General features: G+C 50.4%; 17 protein-coding genes. All 17 read left to right on the forward strand.

Annotated elements, in window-relative coordinates; translation table 11 throughout:
- Positions 1-136 precede the first annotated feature (136 nt).
- The 17 genes from IPM59_03600 to IPM59_03680 all read left to right on the forward strand — a co-directional run bounded on the left by IPM59_03600 (position 137) and on the right by IPM59_03680 (position 18373).
- Complete coding sequence (locus IPM59_03600) at positions 137-421, forward strand: helix-turn-helix domain-containing protein (GenBank protein ID MBK9214670.1); 285 nt, start codon at positions 137-139, stop codon at positions 419-421.
- Positions 422-654: 233 nt separating this feature from the next.
- Positions 655-1572, forward strand: coding sequence for a hypothetical protein (locus tag IPM59_03605; GenBank protein MBK9214671.1), 918 nt, complete (start codon positions 655-657; stop codon positions 1570-1572).
- Between the two features lie 610 nt (positions 1573-2182).
- Positions 2183-2545: a hypothetical protein gene (locus IPM59_03610; GenBank protein ID MBK9214672.1), complete on the forward strand. Its 363-nt coding sequence runs from the start codon at positions 2183-2185 to the stop codon at positions 2543-2545.
- 95 nt (positions 2546-2640) lie between these two features.
- Positions 2641-2958 carry a hypothetical protein gene (locus IPM59_03615; protein ID MBK9214673.1) on the forward strand — a complete coding sequence of 106 codons (318 nt, stop codon included), beginning with the start codon at positions 2641-2643 and terminating at the stop codon, positions 2956-2958.
- 278 nt (positions 2959-3236) lie between these two features.
- Complete coding sequence (locus IPM59_03620; protein MBK9214674.1) at positions 3237-5015, forward strand: ParB/RepB/Spo0J family partition protein; 1779 nt, start codon at positions 3237-3239, stop codon at positions 5013-5015.
- A gap of 99 nt (positions 5016-5114) precedes the next feature.
- Entirely contained in the window at positions 5115-5366 is a 252-nt protein-coding gene (locus tag IPM59_03625) for a hypothetical protein (protein ID MBK9214675.1), read from the forward strand.
- 19 nt (positions 5367-5385) lie between these two features.
- The gene (locus IPM59_03630) at positions 5386-5922 is read left to right on the forward strand and encodes a hypothetical protein (GenBank protein ID MBK9214676.1); all 537 of its coding nucleotides are present in this window, start codon (positions 5386-5388) and stop codon (positions 5920-5922) included.
- Positions 5923-5950: 28 nt separating this feature from the next.
- Positions 5951-6862, forward strand: a complete 912-nt coding sequence (locus IPM59_03635; GenBank protein MBK9214677.1) for a hypothetical protein — start codon at positions 5951-5953, stop codon at positions 6860-6862.
- Between the two features lie 207 nt (positions 6863-7069).
- On the forward strand, positions 7070-7426 hold the full coding sequence (locus tag IPM59_03640; GenBank protein ID MBK9214678.1) for a winged helix-turn-helix transcriptional regulator: 357 nt from the start codon (positions 7070-7072) through the stop codon (positions 7424-7426).
- A gap of 105 nt (positions 7427-7531) precedes the next feature.
- Positions 7532-9316, forward strand: a complete 1785-nt coding sequence (locus IPM59_03645) for a ZIP family metal transporter (protein ID MBK9214679.1) — start codon at positions 7532-7534, stop codon at positions 9314-9316.
- The gene (locus IPM59_03650; protein MBK9214680.1) at positions 9313-9558 is read left to right on the forward strand and encodes a hypothetical protein; all 246 of its coding nucleotides are present in this window, start codon (positions 9313-9315) and stop codon (positions 9556-9558) included. The genes IPM59_03645 and IPM59_03650 overlap by 4 nt, the downstream gene beginning before the upstream one ends.
- A gap of 765 nt (positions 9559-10323) precedes the next feature.
- Entirely contained in the window at positions 10324-12414 is a 2091-nt protein-coding gene (locus IPM59_03655) for a heavy metal translocating P-type ATPase (protein MBK9214681.1), read from the forward strand.
- A 250-nt stretch (positions 12415-12664) separates the two neighbouring features.
- Positions 12665-13078: a DUF302 domain-containing protein gene (locus tag IPM59_03660; GenBank protein MBK9214682.1), complete on the forward strand. Its 414-nt coding sequence runs from the start codon at positions 12665-12667 to the stop codon at positions 13076-13078.
- A gap of 679 nt (positions 13079-13757) precedes the next feature.
- Positions 13758-14198 (forward strand): FixH family protein, encoded by a 441-nt coding sequence (locus tag IPM59_03665; protein MBK9214683.1) that lies wholly within the window; start codon positions 13758-13760, stop codon positions 14196-14198.
- Between the two features lie 6 nt (positions 14199-14204).
- A complete protein-coding gene (locus IPM59_03670; protein MBK9214684.1) occupies positions 14205-17327 on the forward strand; it encodes an efflux RND transporter permease subunit in 3123 nt (1040 codons plus the stop codon).
- Positions 17324-17971: a hypothetical protein gene (locus tag IPM59_03675; protein MBK9214685.1), complete on the forward strand. Its 648-nt coding sequence runs from the start codon at positions 17324-17326 to the stop codon at positions 17969-17971. The genes IPM59_03670 and IPM59_03675 overlap by 4 nt, the downstream gene beginning before the upstream one ends.
- 27 nt (positions 17972-17998) lie before the next feature.
- On the forward strand, positions 17999-18373 hold the full coding sequence (locus IPM59_03680; protein ID MBK9214686.1) for a cupredoxin domain-containing protein: 375 nt from the start codon (positions 17999-18001) through the stop codon (positions 18371-18373).
- Positions 18374-18410 lie beyond the last annotated feature (37 nt).

Here is an 18410-nt window from a genome sequence, read left to right on the forward strand (position 1 = left end):
GATTCTGAAGTGAATTGAAAAATTAACAATGAAGTCATGTCTCAGACAATCAAAAACATCCTTGACACCAATACCTTTCCTTCGCGACGTCCACATTCCAAATGGTGGGGTTTTGTTTGGAGAGGTCTTGTGGTAAATGGAAACGCTCACCACTACCACGCAATGGGGCTCGGTCTGGCTGTTTCTTTATCTGATTATTCACGCCAACCGAAAGACCGGCACTCTTTATCGGAGGGTTAATACCATCGCCAACGATATCGGGCTATCAAAACGAACCGTACAAATATGGCTAAAAAGGCTTCGTGATAGCGGATATATTATTACTGAACGAACCGGCCGCTCTCTGATAATTCATATAACGAACTGGCGCCCGATCAATCAATTTCCTCGCCCATATTTCCGCGGAGACAAGCCAAATTAAAGCTAAGTTGGCAAGCATCCGAGATAAGACTACTTGGTCTTAAAAATCACCCTTTTGTAAATAACCTTATCTGGCTATTATACCCTCATCTCACTAGTAACCTATTGACCTTTGACCACTCCTAATGAAACATCTTCTCCGTCCGACATAACTATTTTTGCGAAAACAAGCTTTAGGAACCAAGAGCAACTTTCGGAATAAGACAAGCTGACCGCCGAGCCCATATATATCTTTTGGGTAAAACAGGAACCGGCAAGTCCACTCTGCTTGAGGCGATGATGCTCGCGGATATCAGCAGAGGGGCGGGGTTTGCACTCCTTGACCCTCACGGCGATCTGTTAAAGCGAATAAAGGAACGAATCCCGGACGACAGACTTGCCGACCTCATCGATTTTGATGTGGCGGACCCTAAACAACCATACGGCTTTAATCCCATCGCAAATATCTCGGTGGCTAAACGACCGCTTGCGTGCTCAGGCTTGATTCAGGTCCTTAAACATCTGTGGAGTGATTCTTGGGGACCGCGGCTTGAATACATTCTTAGAAACTGCCTTTTATCACTGCTCGACTATCCCGGAGCCAATCTATCCGACATTTTGCTTCTGCTCTCAGACCGAAACTATCGCAAAAAAGTAATCCCATTTATCAGGAATAAACAGGTCAAAGATTTTGGCTCTCTGAATACGACCGATACCCTGAACGCTTTCGTATCGAAGCTATCGCCCCGATTCAAAATAAGGTCGGAGCCTTCCTTTCACCCGTCGCAAAGAATTCTCACGAATCCGGAACAGCCGCTAAGCCTAAGAAGGATCATGGACGAAGGTAAGATTCTGTTGGTCAATCTCGCAAAAGGCAGCCTTGGGGAAGATACATCAAACCTTTTAGGTTCGCTGCTAATATCCCGTTTCGATCTTGCGGCACTGAGCCGCGCGGATATCTCGGAACCCGAGCGACGAGACTACGCTCTTTATCTGGATGAATTTCACAACTTTACGACACAAAGCCTGATCTTCATGTTATCCGAATTGCGCAAGTATAGATTGTCGCTAGTGCTTGCTCATCAATATCTAACACAGCTTGACCCGAACATTGAGAGAAGCGATCCTGGGGAACGTCGGTACAACGATCGTCTTCCGAATCGGCGCCACTGATGCCGAAACAATCGCAATGGAATTTGCACCAGAATTTAAGCTCACAGACTTTACAAACCTTCCCAACTATCACATCTATCTCAAGTTGATGATCGACGGTAAAGTATCCCGCCCTTTCTCGGCCGTAACGATTCCACCGATACCAGATACGGCGGCTGCCTGACGCTCTTTCCGTTCCAGCGGCCGCCAAATCCGTTTGTTTGTTTCCTCCTGTGGGCAAACCCTTGCCTGTAGGAATCTGCAAATAAAACACAATTCAAAACTGGAGGAAAACATATATGGAAGAAACCCTACGATGCATTCTTTGCCATAAAGAACTCGAAGGAGTGATAGAGGTGATCACGGTGAAAATTGGAAGACTGCCCCTGTCTCGTTTCAGTGAGAGCTCAGATTGCAACTGGACAAGGTGCAAGACCTGCAAGCGGTCGATCTGCAAAAGCTGCTACAAGGGACGCCTGATCTCTGTCATGAAACCGCTTTTAGCATTCGTCGCGAGGACACTGTGCAGGCGCACGAAAGTTCATTCCTAGAAGCCGCTTGACACTCGCCTTGACGGCTCAAAATAGACAAAACCAAAAAATACCAACCCAACATTACAGGAGGAAAAACAATGTCTGACTACAAGATAGTCTATTTGATCGTAGAACGCGGCGTTGAGCCGAATCGCCAGGTCTTCTGGCGGCCGGCTGGCAATGCCTTTGTTTGCCGGGACGGAAGCTTGAATCTCAAACTGGATATGTATCCCGGCCTGAACTTCAACATCCGCGATCCGAAACCCAACGGTGGACGTGAAGACGCTGAGCTGACACCTGCCAGTGAGGAAGCCGGCAAGGGAGAAGCCGAAGTGGTTAACTTTCCCAGTCTTGGGAATGGTCACAATACACGGTCGCAAAAGACCGTCTCCAAAAGACCGGCTTCCGCGCCGGTGGTTACAAAGCCTGCGGGAGCAAGTGATGATGATCCGCCGTTTTGACAGGTATCGGTTCTGCACCGTGGTAAGGAGGAAGAAAATGCTTCAAAACAGACGACCACTATCGGTCAAAACCATTAACTAAGAGGAGGACACATATGAGAACAAGAAGCCTGACTGTTATCCAGGAACTGAGCGGCAGAGAGATATGCGGCCTCTACCGAAACAATAACGGCGGGCTGACCGAACACGGCGCTGAGCTAAAAGCATTCCTAGACGGTTTCAGAGTCGTAAACGGAGTCGGCGTCGTAAGCCGCGAGAAAGTAGCCTTTGGGATGGGCTGTTTGACGGCCCAGGTCATTGCCCACTTTACGAGAGAACTTGGCAGTGCCCCTCTCAATACAGGTCAAGGCCGGAAGCCCACTCCCTTTCGGCTTGCCCGGCACCAGACGCGATCACATGCCGATAATCTATAACGGTTCGGTGAGGGATTTCGATCCCATTGAGGTCGAGTCAGCCTGGTACAGACGAAAAGAGATTCTGGTCAATGATTTTTCAGACGATCCAGTATTGTCGGCCAAGATCATTGTCACAAGATAACTCTTCTACACTCCCACACAAACAACAACAAGAAAAAAGGAAATCCAGCAACGGTACAGGTCGTCCAGTACCTCTCGCCTAATTTCAGTGTGCGAAAGGAGGAGTCCTGAGCCGCAGTGTGTTTCAAAGCAACAACAATCAGGAGGAAAAAATAATGACAGCAACAACGAAAATGAAAAGGGAGCTTGAAAATGATTCATCGGTCTCACAGCCCGACTACAAGCTGATAGCTTTTGAGGATCTTCAAACATCACCGACAAATCCGCGGCGAAGGATTGATGAGCAAACGATCGCACAACTTGCGGAAAGCATCCGCAATCAGGGCATTCTCGAACCTCTGATCGTCCGCATCAAAGGAAAGAAGTACGAGATCGTGTGCGGCGAACGGCGGTATCGAGCGGCAAAGGTAGCGTCTCTGAGTCAATTGCCTTGTCTTGTCCGCGAACTTTCGGACGAGCAAGTGCTTGATATTCAGATCCACGAGAATCTTCACCGCGAAGATATTCACCCAATGGACGAGGCCTACGGCTACCAGTTCCTTAAAGAGAAGCTGAGCTGTGATGTCAAAGAACTTGCGCTAAGGGTCGGAAAACCAGAGGGCTATGTTCTCAATCGACTCAAGCTCAACCAGCTGATCAAGGAAGCCCAAAAGGACATTGACGATGAGCATCTTCCGCTTACCTATGCACTTGAAATTGCGAAGTATACCCCGGAGATCCAGAAGTACATCTACGCCGAGGTATACAGGACGGAGAGCAAGTATGAGGGAGACCGGTGGATCGAAACACCTGTTAAGGGTGAGACGGTTCCGTGGAAATCATTTATTGATTGGATCAATACATATATCCATCGAACGCTTTCGAAGGCCCCGTTCGATCCTAAAGCGATCAACTTGCGCTCCGATGGCCTCCCTTGCGTCAAATGTCCCGAGCGGACCGGCGCGGTGATCAGCCTTTTCGAGCCCAACAGGATCGGCAAGAAGGATGCATGCCTGAATCCCGCGTGTTATCAGCAGAAGGTTGAAACGCACGTCGTGGTTCAGCGTCGCGCATTGGCCGAACTTCGCAAGGTTGATGTGTCAGAGGTTCCTATAGTCCGCGACTGGTGTTATACGGACGGGAAAGACTACCTGGGGACGGAATCGGCAATTGTCATCAATGCAAAACGCGGCGGAAGTGATAAGGAATGCGATCAAGCCATCGCCGGTATTGATATTGAGCCGGAGAATTACGGCAAGATCGTACAGATATGTCTAAAGACCAGCGGATGCAAGATCCACTGGCGCAAGTCGATAGCCTCGTCAACGGCCGAATCGCAAACGGAGGCAACCGCTGAAGCTCAAGCATCCGAGCGATTAGAAGCACATCGCGGTCGACGCGAGGAGATCTGGAACGCAAAAGTTGCCGAGGCAGTCCGGGTCCGTGTTTTCAAGCAGGCGGCGGAAGGATTCGAAAAGAAGTTCGGCATCACCGAAGTTGGAACTAATTTTCTGCCGCAGTTGATCGCCCGATTCTGGGGCATGACTGCGTCAGGCGACTCAAACAACCTGCATGGTGTCGTCAAGCGCCTTGTAGGCGAGTGGGACGCGAAACCGATTAACGGCAACGGGATTTACATGCCCGACCGCCGAGCCGCGATCGAAGAGTTAAAGAAAGTCGAGCGTGGGATGCAATTCCGCATTCTGTTCCTACTCATTCACGGACACAAGGGAACGATCGGCCATGGCAATAACTACAGGTCCCAAACGGAAGTGAAGGAGCTTGCCGTAGAATTCGGGATCGACTATGCGCTGATCGATGCGGAAGTAAGACTCGAGTTTTGCGCTAAGAAGCACGAAGACGTTCACAAGAGTTACCTTGAGAACGTGCAAAAGAAAGCCAAGAACCACAAGGTGCCAAAACTCTTCTCAGAGAAATGGAACGCACGGGATTAGTCGTGCACTCCCAAGACATTCCCTGAAAAGGCGACAGCCGGTCAGAACCTTCTGGCCGGGAGCCAATACAAAAACAAACCACAACACAACGGAGGAAGTATGTCAGATTTCAAGATCGTCTATTTGATCGTCGAAAGGGGCTTTGAACCCAATCGACAGACGTTTTGGAGGACCGCCGGCAGCGCATTTATCTGCCGTGACGGAAGCTTGAACGTACGGCTGGATATCCATCCAGGAATTACGTTCAACATTCGTGAGCCCAAGTCGAATGGAGAACGATTCGAAGCCGAAAACGGCGTCGAAGCGTCGCGAGAGGAGGAAGAATTCCCTGCAATTAAGGTAGCTGCCTGATCGCGAGAGGATCGACGTTATGGGAACCAGAAGCTTAACCATCGTTCAAGAAGATAGGGGCGTGGAGATCTGCGTCCTCTATCGACAGTTTGATGGCTATCCGACAGGCCACGGAGCCGAACTGAAATCCTTTTTAGAAGGAATTCAGATAGTAAACGGGCTTGGCTTGGGAAAAGAGAAAAGAGTGGCGAATGGGATGGACTGCCTCGCAGCCCAGCTTATCGCTCATTTCAAAAAAGAACCCGGCGGATTCTATCTTTATCCGGCCGGAACGCGCGACTGTGGGGAAGAATATATCTACACGGTCTACTTAGATGCCGGCAAGCTGAAGTTGCGTTTGGAAGCAGGCGCCGTCACTTTCTTCGGTCTTCCCGGGACCAAACAGGCCAACATGTCCACTCTCTATGATGGCGAGATCGAGTCCTTTGATCCCGACGCTGTTGAGAGCCTTTGGCGGACTGGCGGCCGAGATCAGGTCGTTAATGACTTTGTTGACGATGTCGTTCTCTCAAGCGACACGCTCGACGTGCCGGAAGATCCATTTCAAAAGTACTAAGTCAAAAAACAAATAGGAGGATAAAGTAATGAACGAAAACGGTTCAACACTTATGGCGCACTGCGGTGCGCGCAAAGTCACACGGGACGAACTGAAAGAGATGCCTCTCCCGGAGGCAACAAAAACACATCAGCCGCTCCCACATTTCAAGATAGTAGAGGTTCTCGAGGAAGCTCTTTCGTTCCGTCATCTTCGCGTCGTAAAAGACGAATATGCCGTCTCGCAGGACGGTTTGAAGATGTTTGGGGTCATGGATCTCGATGCAGCATTTGAAGGGGGTCGTTTCTCGATCGGTCTGCGCAACTCGAATGACAAGTCGATGAGGCTCGCCTTAACGGCCGGCTACCGTGTCTTCGTCTGCGACAACATGGCATTTTCGGGAGATTTCTCGCCGCTGCTTCACAAGCATACGTCGAAACTCAATCTCACGGATTCAATCGCCGTCGCGGTCGACCGCATCTATCGTGGCCTTGATTCGATAGCGAATCAGATAAAGCTTATGCGGGCATATGGTCTTACAGACAATGACGCACGGCTTATTATCTATCGAGCCTTTGTCGAGAGAGTGCTCAAAGGTGTTCCGCGCCAGCTGATGCCCGTGGTACATGCAAACTATTTCGATCCCGGTCATGAGGATTTTCGCTCGCGAAACCTCTGGTCGTTATCGAATGCGTTTACGTCTGCCTTCAAGTCACTCGGACCGTTGAAACAGTTCGAAGCGACAGCGAAACTCGGGCTTTATATGTCCGGGATAAAAGATGAAGCAACCATTGCCGAAAGGCGACCGTTATTTGACTGCGGCACCGGAAGATTCCGTCTCGTCAAAGGCGAGGACGGAGAATTAAAGGAGGAAGAGATCCAGGACGCATCCGAGTGGGGCGATACCGAGGATCAAATAGATTTAATGGTCGAGGAGGAAGCCACGAGAGCTGCCGCCTGACCAAATTCAAGGAAGTGTGAAAACATGCTTCCTTTTTTCTATTCGCCAGCTCCAACGTGCGCACCAGTCAGTCTCTTTTACCGGCCCGCATTTGATAGTCCCCGCACTGATTTGACGCGGGCTATATGATTATATATGTTTATATGAACAGATGTTCATATATCCTAAATTGGGGTGAGAGAATAAATGAAAGAGCAAGCTGCCGCAATGATCACCGACCTGTGCGAGATCCAGTACGTGGACGATGAAAAGGTTCGTCGCGTGACCAAAACTATGAAACCCCTTTCTGCGATTTCGTTGTTAGCTGACACGTTCAGGGCCTTAGGCGATCCGACTCGCATAAGGATCGCTCATGCGTTGTCACACGAGGAGCTTTGTGTTTGTGACCTCGCAAATTTACTTGGGGTTTCACAGTCCGCGGTATCGCACAGCCTGCGGGTCCTTAGACAGATGAATCTCGTCAGGTTTCGCAAGGAGGGTAAGATCGCGTACTACTCCCTGGACGATGAACACATCGATCATCTGCTTGAAGAAGGTTTTCGCCATGTTGAGGAATTGTTGTGAACCGAAGTTGGCTGATTCGTGTGTTTTTAGCACTTATTGTATTCGCGTGGTTGTTATGCCAGCGAAATCTCGAATTATTTTAGATTTATTTTTAGGTTGGTTCTTATGTTTTCAAATAACGTCCTTCTAGGTGTGATCGCCGGTATAACGATTTTTCTTGGCCTTCCGATAGCACGATGGCAAGGTGCGTCTGAAAGGTTGCGAGGCATCCTGGCTGTTGCTTCCGCGGGTGTACTCCTGTTCCTGGTTGTCGAGGTAGGGTACCACGCCATGGAGACGGTCGAAACGTCAGCAAAGGGCGGGGAGGCCACCACTGCGTTGCTGCAAGGAATTGTCTTGGTCGCAGGCTTTATGGTCGGGCTTGTGGGCCTAGCATTCCTTGAAGAGCGACGGAAGAAACGCGCCGAAACACTTGGTCTTGATGCGTTAGAAGTGGCAACGATGATCGCGGTTGGCATCGGCCTGCACAATTTTGCCGAAGGTCTCGCGATCGGCCAGTCTTTCTCGGGGGGGCAGGCCGCTCTCGGCACGATTCTTGTCGTCGGTTTCGCCCTGCACAACGCGACGGAGGGGTTTGGCATTGCCGGTCCGCTCGTCGGACAAAAAGTAAGCTGGGCGCGACTTTTATTGCTCGGCTTGATCGCCGGAGCACCCACCGCCATCGGTTCCTTTGTCGGCGGTATTTGGGTCAATCCGACTATCGAGCTTCTATTTCTTTCTGTTGCCGTTGGCTCTTTGGTCTATGTCACCCGGGAACTGTTTCGCCTTCGTTTTGCAACGCTGGGAGCGGTCGGATCTACGGCTGCGCTTGCGTTCGGATTCTTTCTTGGATTTGGCACCGAGCTTGTTGTAGGTATCGCCGAGTCAAAGGCCGCCATTCAAAACGCCCCGTCCGCTTCGACCGCGACACTCCGGTTTGCAAATAAACAGGTGGATCCGTCGAGTGTGAGCCTTTCGAGAGGACAAGCGATCACTATTCAGAATGACGGAAATCTTCCGTTGGTCTTTGAAGGGAACGGTCTCTTTATTGGCGAAGTTGTTGCCCCGCCAAATGGCCGGGTGGTTGTGAAGGCCAACGGCGGCGAAGGAAAATACACTCTTGTTGACGAGCGCGGACAAAGCTCGACCGCCACCGTCATTGTCCAGGCCGGTGAAGAAGTCGAGCCTTTAACAGCCGAGGTCGATGCCGTAGGCGCTCTGATGGTACTTGAAGGCCACGTCAGAACATCAAAAGCCCTTCATGATCGCGGCACAAAGGGCGAAGGTCCGAATCCCGCACTCGATCTTAAACGCGCCGGGAAGCACGCCGGACACCCGCAGCACGAGTTGTTGATGGGCAATGAACCAGACGCGATCTCTTTGCAAAAGCTCTTGCGCGAACACAATGTTTTCGATTCCCTTAACAACACTTTGACCGAATTTGTGGCTGTTTCCGGTAAATCCGAGACCCCGGCTGACGATGTAGAAAAGAAATATCAGATGGTCCTCACAACAACCGAGCAGGCTTGCAAAGCCATTGCGGGCGACGCCTACGACAAGCCAGACTTTCGCAAACGAGCAATGCGTTTTGTGCTGGATACGGCGGAGGGCGAATACACGACGGCGACCGAAGGCAACCGGATCGATATTCAGGAGGCGGGAACTCCCGGTAAGGATAATCTCATCGAGTTTCAAGACGCGCGAGGCTTTCTGATGGCTATGCGTGAAAACTTCCTTTCAGGAACGTCTACGATTGTCTTAAGTAAGGATGCGCAAACCGCACTCGATAAATTGCAGAATGACCTCCTTAGATCGCTTGAACCGCCTGACCTGAATAATCCTGTCCGTGCCTCAGACTTCAAAGCATTGATCAGACGCGTTAGCGACGGAATAGAAAGTAGAAAGTCATGACGAAAGATCGTAAACGAGAAATAGCCAAATTCTTTTGCGGCGCAGAAGCATTTCATGCATTTGCTCATGGAATCTTACTGGTTTCCGGAACAAGGATCACGATTTTTGGGATTTCTTTCTCGTCAATATGGAGCGTCGTCTCACTAGCTATCAATCTCTTGATTGCCCTCGCCTTGGCTAGTTATGCATGGGGAATATTTGGACGCCGTGCGCAGGCCGGACACGCGAATGATGAGATGTAATTGAAGATCAGCCATCGTGATAGATAATGGAGATCGATCACAGTTCTGCAAATCTGCCCCATGTGCTTTATCACGTGGCAACGGTGATCCTCTTCATAGCGATTTTGCTCGGATGGTTCTTTCTAATGTCAAGGTTCATTTCTCGCCGACGTAAGTCAAAACAAGATCCATTGATCGATCGACCTAACTTTAGACGGACAACCAAAAGGCGATCAAAGAGACGCAGGAAATAAGGTTCCGAACTAACCCGAAATAAAATGTATAAAACCACCTTCGCCGTTTCGAAAATCGGCTGTTCTGCCGAGAAAGGTGTTTTGGAGAAGGCAACCGGCGAAAAAGGGCTTGGCTCAGATTGCGGTTGCTGTCAGCGATAAGGAGCATAACGTGAAACTGAACGCGGCAGAAAAAAACCTAACTCGGCCAGTAACAGATTCTGGTCATGATCCAATGGTAAAACCACTCGATTGTAAGACCAAAGTATGGCGAAAAAGACCCCTCTTTCCGCATTCTTCGGAGCCCTAATTCTGGTTCAGGCAACCAATATCTAGGCTAGCGGGAACGTTAGGTATTGTCTGCCGTCATAGGCGTCTTATATTTTGTTTGGCGCAGCCCACGAATCAAAAAACGCACGTTAATCGCGAGGGAATTGGTAGATTCTATATCAGAGAATAATGAAACAAGGTCGCGAACTTCAGTTCTCGGCCTGCCGGTGGCAAGGTATTAAGGCGTATGAGTTCTAAACAAATTGATTTTCGTGTCGCTAATATGGATTGTGAGTCAGAAGCGGCCGCCATTGAAAGAGGTTTCAGGGGCTTTCCGGGTATTCTCGGGTTGAAGACTTACCCGAAATCCGCAAAGGTCGCGGTCACCTTTGACGAGGATACGACGTCCGCCGACGCGCTGAAAGAGAAACTAGAGGCTTTGGGTTTCCCGGCGCAGGAAGGGCGTGGGATGGTGGCCAAACCTGCCCCCTGGCGCAATCCTAAGGTTGTAACCTCTGCAATTTCAGGGATCCTTCTTCTGATCGGTTTTCTCTTGACTTTCGCGTCTACGCCGGCAGTCGTTTCGACGATCATTTATATTGCCGCGATCCTGGTCGGGGGTTATTACTTCGGACGTGAAGCCCTCGAAGAACTCGTTTTCGAACGAGAGGTGGGTATTGAGCTATTGATGAGCATTGCGGCTGTGGTGGCCGCCGTGCTGGGTCTCCCCGGAGAGGGAGCCATGCTCGCATTCCTATACTCGATTTCGGAAGCGGCTGAGGGATATACGGAAGAAAAGACTCGCGGGGCAATAAAAGCCCTGATGGATCTAGCTCCGAAAATGGCTTTGGTTAGACGCGACGGTAACGAGGTCACAATTCCAGTTGAGGAGATTGCCGTTGGTGACATTTTCTTAGTAAAGCCCGGGCAGTCGGTGGCAACGGACGGTGAAGTTATAGCCGGCTCATCAAGCGTAAACCAAGCGCCCGTGACCGGCGAGAGTGTACCGGTCGAGAAAACGATCGCCGACACTCTGTTCGCCGGAAGCATCAACGCTGAAGGGTTTCTGGAGGTCCGAGCGACGAAGACCTTTGCAAATAATACGATCGCCAGGATCATTCATATGGTTGAGGAGGCTCACGAGCAAAAAGGAAAAAGCCAGCAATTCATTGAGCGCTTCGGCAGACGTTACAGTCCGGCCGTTTTACTTGTGGGAATCATGATTGCAATAGTTCCACCGTTGGTCTTTGGATCTGATTGGACTACATGGCTCGTTCGGGCAACGGTATTTATAGTTGCTGCCGCGCCGTGTGCTCTGGCGATTTCGATCCCTATCACGTTAGTGGCGAGTTTGGGAACCGGAGCGCGAAATGGGGTCCTGATCAAAGGCGGATTGTACGTAGAGGAACTGGCCAAAATTAAGGTTGTTGCATTGGACAAGACGGGAACGATCACACGCGGTCACCCTGAGGTTACTGACTTTTTAGAGCTTCGGCCGAACGGACAGGCAAGCGGGATGTCACCAGAAAAGGTTCTATCGATTGCCGCAGGGATCGAACGGCGGAGCCAACATCCTTTGGCGAATGCAGTGGTTGAGTACGCCGAAAAACAAGGCATAACGGTCTCGGAGGTCAGCGATTTTCGATCCCTCACCGGTGCCGGTGCATCTGCAGGCGTTGATGAGTCCACGGTCTACATAGGCAGCCCAGACCTTTTCCAAAAGCAACTCGGCGCCACTCTACACGCGGAGGCGGAGACTATTGACCGCCTGCAGGCTGAAGGTAAAACTGTGATCATCATAGGTGCGGAACGTCAAGCTTGGGGACTCTTGGCAATCCGCGACAATATTCGCTCCAACGCTCGTCAGGCAATCATAGATCTTCACGCTGCCGGGGTGGAAAGAATCGTAATGCTCACCGGCGATAATCCACGGACGGCGGAAGCCATCGCGTGCGAAGTCGGCATCGACGAGTTTTACGCGGACCTCAAGCCGGAAGATAAAGTAACCAAGGTACGCGAATTGTCAGAGCGGTACGGCCACGTCGGGATGGTCGGCGACGGTGTAAACGACGCACCGGCCCTCGCGGAGGCGACGGTCGGAGTCGCAATGGGGGCAGCCGGAACGGATGTCGCGCTGGAAACCGCGGATGTAGCGTTGATGGCGGACGATCTGGAAAAACTGGTTTACGCGCTCAGACTTGCCCGGCGCAATCAGCAGGTAGTTAATCAAAACCTTGTTCTGTCAGCAGTCGTCATTACGGTTCTAGTGATCGGTGCCGTGGGCGGTTTCTTCTCGCTTCCTGTCGCGGTGTTGGGCCATGAAATCAGTGAGTTTGTGGTTATTGGCAGCGGGCTTCGTATGCTGCGATTTTAACGTCCAGATTTGTGCCGGTGAGCTACCACTGACAATAGCCGCGTTAGCCACTCCGAAGGCGCCTCGAAGATCATTCGATTTAGGACCATTCGGTTCCGTTCGCACGTCGAGCTTTGGCTCTCAACTTAAGCGCGAGTTTTTCCACATCGGTTTCTACTTTGGGGCTTACAAAAGACTGTGATGCAGGGCGTCGCCGTCCGGCACAAGAGTTGCTCTCAATCAGGTTGGAACCATCCCCACAGGAGGAAATATGCAAGTACAACGTGCAAAGCACCAAAAATATGGTCTCAGCCGCAAAATCAATGCAACATTCGAGGAGGCGACTGAGCGTACTCGCATCGCCCTCGGAAAAGAGGGCTTCGGGATTCTTTCCGAGATACGGATCGACGAGAAGCTAAAGGAAAAGCTCGGTGTGGATTTTCGCCCTTATTTGATACTGGGCGCATGCAATCCGCCGCTTGCTTACCGGACGCTGCTCCAGGACATTGAAGTTGGGCTGCTGCTGCCCTGCAACATTATCGTTTACGAAGCGGACGATAAGAATAGCTCCGTGGTCTCGGCGATCGACCCCATAGAAATGATGTCGCTGATCGACAATCCAGCGATCCATGAGGTCGCTAACGAGGTGCACGAGCGCCTGCAAAAGGTGATCGCAATGGTCTAAGATCGGTCGCACCGTCCTAATAAACGCGATCTTCCTCTGGTGGTGGAGCGATTCTGCGTTCGCCCTTATCACAGTCCCGATTGTCGCACCTGAAGGCATCGAAGCCCATCGCGGCGAGAGACGCGACGATTGTCATTGACTTTTGTGAGAGCCAAGGAATATATTCAAACGTGATGGTAAAGCGGATCACATTGCTTTTCATACTCATCGCTCTGGTAGGTGGGGTTGTGTCGGGGACACCGCTGCATTCTCCAAACGATAAAATGATGAAATGCTGTGATAAGGCTCGAAGCAAGGATCATTCACCTGCGGCGGAGGCGACCCGTCTTTGCTGTGCCGTTAATTGTTCCGAGTCTATTCCGACCCCGTCAGGCATCTCATTCAGTTTTTACCCGTCAAGCAAGACTGTTTCGCAGTCTATTGCCGAGCAGATAGCGGCTCTGTTTCCAACGAGAACCGTTCAACCTTCTAAATCGCCGCTCTATTCGCGTCTAGCTCTAACGCGAACATTTCAACCCAGATACATCCAACATAATTCGTTTTTGATCTAGCTTAATAGGAGTAGTGCGCCGATTTTTGGTGAACTACGCCTTTTTTGCTGCGCAATACCGCGCCTTTTTGCGGCTTCCTTTGGAATACGCGAGGCTCGAAATCAAATTTACTTTTAGGAGAAAACAGTATGAAGAAGACTTTTTTAATTATTGGTTCAGTTACGCTTTTTTCCATCATCGTTTCTATTGCGGCCTGTGGTTCAGGTTCCAGTTCTGTTAGTGTCCCTTCGGGAAAGTCAATTGCTACCGGCCCGGCCGGAAACAATCTGACTGCTACGATCTCGAACGCAGACGGCTCATTGAAGAAAGGTCAACAGGAATTCACATTAACGTTCACGGACGCGTCTGGTAAGCCGGTAGATGTTGGCTCGGTAGCTCTTAACTATCGCATGGCTGCCATGGGCAGTATGGCCGAAATGAACAACGGCGCGACGTTTACAACCACCGGTACATTGGGGATGTATAAAGGCAAAGTAAACATTGATATGGCAGGCGCATGGCAGGCTCAGATTACATACGAAGGGCCAGCCGGAAAAGGAGCCTTCAGTTTGCCGGTAACCGCTAGGTAGCAAACCATGATCCACAAGATTATCGAGTGGTCGTTAAAAAATCGCGGCATCGTCATCGTGTTTTATCTTGCGGTGGCGGCGGCGGGATATTGGGCGCTTGTTCACACGCCGATAGATGCGATTCCTGATCTTTCAGACAATCAGGTAATTGTCTTTACCGACTGGACAGGACGTTCGCCACAGGAAGTCGAAGATCAGGTGACTTACCCGCTCGTTACCAATCTTCAGGGGCTTCCCGGCGTCCGCGTGATCCGCGCCAACTCAGCATTTAGCTTCTCGATGATAAATATCATCTTCGAGGATAATGTTGATCTTTACTGGGCCCGAACCAGAGTTCTGGAACGTCTGAATCTCGTTTCAAAGCAATTGCCTGAGGGTGTTGTTCCGACTCTAGGGCCTGACGCAACAGGCGTCGGACAGATATTTTGGTACACGCTTGAATCCGGTGATATGAATATGCGCGACCTGCGCACGGTTCAGGATTGGTTTGTGCGGTATCAACTTAATTCTGTTCCCGGCGTTGCCGAAGTCGCATCCGTTGGCGGTTATGTTCAGCAGTACCAGATAGACATTGACCCGAATAAACTGCGCGGGGTGAATTTGCCGGTTTCGACGGTTGTAGAGGCAGTTCAAAGATCGAATAACAATGTCGGTGGAAACGTGGTTGAGCAGGGTGGGCAGTGGGCAGTCGTTCGCGGCATCGGTTTGATCGGCTCGATGGAAGATGTCGAGAACATAATGATCGGCTCGTCGAATGGCACACCTATCTATGTCAAGAATGTCGCTGAGGTAAAGCTCGGCAGTGCTTTTCGCACGGGAGCACTCGATAAAAATGGAAAAGAAGCTGTCGGCGGAGTGGTCATCGCCCGCTACGGCGTTAATACTCTCGAAGTCATTGACGCTGTAAAACAAAAGATCGAAGCATTGCAACCCGGGTTGCCTCCGGGCGTTCGGATCATGCCGTTTTATGACCGAACGCAGCTTATCAATCGGGCGACAGACACGCTAAAGCGTTCACTGATCGAAGAACTACTCCTCGTTACTCTTGCACATATTATTTTCCTCGCACATTTCCGCTCGATCCTGATCGTCACGATTCCGCTTCCGCTTGCGGTGTTGATGTCCTTTCTTTTTATGTATTTCATGGGCATCAGTTCAAATCTGATGTCTCTGTCGGGAATTGCTATTGCTATTGGTGTCCTTGTCGATGCGGGAATTGTCGTTACGGAAAATGCCTTTCGGTTTATGGAGTTGCGTAATGTGGATCCAAAGGACCGAAAGGCCGTTTGGAAGATCGTTCTTGAATCGACCAAGCTTGTTGGGCGTCCCGTTTTCTTTTCAATGGCGATCATCATTCTCGCCTTTATCCCCGTTTTTGCTTTGATCGGACAGGAAGGAAAACTCTTTCACCCGCTTGCCTTTACAAAGACGTTTGCAATGGCCGGTGCAACACTGCTTGCGGTGACGCTAGTGCCCGTGCTTTGCACGTTTCTTATCGGAGGTAAGGTTCATTCCGAGGGACATAACCCCGTAATGCGATTCCTCAGGCGTCTTTATGAACCCGTTTTGACACTCGCCCTAAGACATCGTTTGATCGCCGTTTGTGGAGCCTTGACGTTATTTCTGGGAGCACTCCTGTTGGCTGCAGGAATAGGAAGTGAGTTTATGCCGCCCCTTAACGAGGGCGATGTTATGTTTATGCCCGTAACCGATCCGGCGATCTCAATCGACGAGGCACGCAATATCATGTCCAAACAGGATGAAATGCTAAAGGCATTTCCCGAAGTCGAATGGGCAGTGGGCAAGGCTGGTCGAGCAGAAACCTCAACCGACCCGTCGCCGATAAATATGAATGAAACCATCATTCATCTAAAGCCACAGGGCGAATGGCGTCCGGGAATGACGCGCGAATCTCTTGTCGCCGAAATGGACGACAAGCTGCGTATGCCCGGTGTCACGAATATTTGGACGCAGCCGATAATCAATCGCATTGAGATGTTGACCACAGGAATTCGGACCCAGGTTGGTATCAAGATATTCGGCCATGATCTGAAGCAGCTTGAAGCAATCTCGCGGCAGGTAGCGGAAGATGTCAAGAAGATACCAGGTGCAGTCGATGTCTATCCTGAACAGATCGGTGGTTCACCATACATCGACATAAAGATCAACCGTCCAGCGGCGGCAAGATACGGAATAGACGTTGCCGTCATACAGGACACGATAGAAAAAGGTATCGGCGAAACAAATCTATCTGTAACTATAGAAGGCCGGCGACGTTTTCCCGTCCGTGTTCGCTATGCGCCGCAATTTCGCGATACGCCCGATGCGTTGGGACAAATCCCGATCGCGATGGCAAATGGCGGCACAGTTCCGCTCGCCCAGGTCGCGGATGTTCGCAAGGTCGAAGGAGCAACCATGATTCAGAGCGAGAATGGCTTGCTTCGCGGCACGGTGCTGTTGAATGTCCGCGGCCGCGATGTCGGAAGTTTTGTTGACGAAGCGAAACAGTCCGTAGCAAAAAATATCCAGCTTCCAGCCGGTTATTACGTTGCGTGGAGTGGACAATATGAAAATCAGCAACGCGCAAAAAGCCGCCTGCTTTTCGTCGTCCCGATCGTATTGATAGTGATATTCGGATTGCTTTATTTAACTTATCACTCTGCACTCGAAGCGGCTCACGTTCTCATGGCCGTGCCGTTTGCCTTGACCGGCGGGGTTTATCTTGTCTGGCTTCTGGGCTATAACTTCTCAGTCGCGGTCTGGGTAGGCTTTATCGCCCTGTTTGGGACCGCAGTACAAACAGCGGTTGTGATGGTTATCTATCTCAATGAGGCCGTTCATAAAAAACGTGATCAGGCAGGGCGACAATTGACGCGCCAGGAACTTATGCAGGCCGTCATCGACGGAGCTTTGCTCAGGCTCAGGCCAAAGGTAATGACCGTTTCGACAGTCGTTGCTGGCCTTTTGCCGATCATGTGGAGCGCGAGCGCCGGTTCCGAGGTCATGAAGCCGCTTGCGGCACCGGTTTTGGGCGGGATGATTTCGAGCTTGCTTCATGTTTTGATAATCACGCCAGTGATTTTTTATTGGCTGCGTGAACGAGAACTAAAAAAGGAGAGCGAAATATGAAACTGAAACTTATCTATTTAACCGTTGCATTAGCCGCTGTATTCTTGACGGCTCTAACGGCCGTTGGCCACGATGACCACGATAAAAAATCGCCCTCGCCTACTCCTCAGATTGCAAACACGGAATCAAATTCGGCGCCGCCAGCCAGGACAACGAACGAACATGCCAACATGACAATGACCCCGATGAATATGGTTGAGGATTTTCCTAACTATCATCCGCTCGTCGTTCATTTCCCTATTGTTCTGCTGATCTTTGCCGGCTTGTTTCAGGCGCTCGCATTTTTTGTTTACAAAAAAGAACTTAGTTTTGCAGCGTTGCTGCTTTTATTTGCCGGGACAGTGACAGTTTGGCTCGCGTCAAACACCTTTCACGCTCATCCGACGAATTTGCCCGAACATGTCAATTCGATTTATGAGACGCACGAGTTAATGGCTGAATACACGTGGTGGCTTTCACTCGCGGCTCTGGTGGCAAAAGGCATTTCACATTTCTTTCTGAACAGGAAATTGTGGAGCGAAGCAGTCGTTCTGATCTTGCTCATTGGGGCATCGATAACAGTTTCAATAGTGGGTCATCATGGAGCACAGCTAGTACACATGGGTGGCGTTGGGCCTCAAGGAAAATATCTGGAATCACATTAAGTTGGAAGAGATAAAGGGAAACAAATTATGAAAACACTTCAAAAATTCGTCTTTGGGATTGTCACGGTGGGACTGTTGGTTTTTGTGTTTAATGCTCAGTCATACGCGCAGAAACGAACATCACAGGCCAAACCAAAAGCACAAACGGCGAAGGTTTTAATCAACGAACAAGGGTATTCGCGGACAAGCATTATTCTTCGTCGTGGTGTTCTGACACGAATTACATTTTTGAGACAGACGGATTCCACTTGCGCTACAGAACTCGTTATTTCTGAATATGGAATCACCCGAGCCTTGCCGTTAAATACGCCGGTTGTAGTTAGCTTTACCCCAAAGCGCTCAGGCGAGTTCGGCTTTACATGCGGGATGAATATGATGCGCGGCAAATTGATCGTGCAGTAACAGCATGTCTATAAAACGACTAAAAATAATTCTGCTT

It is taken from the genome of Chloracidobacterium sp. (genome assembly GCA_016715795.1).
Classification (GTDB): Bacteria; Acidobacteriota; Blastocatellia; order Pyrinomonadales; family Pyrinomonadaceae; genus OLB17.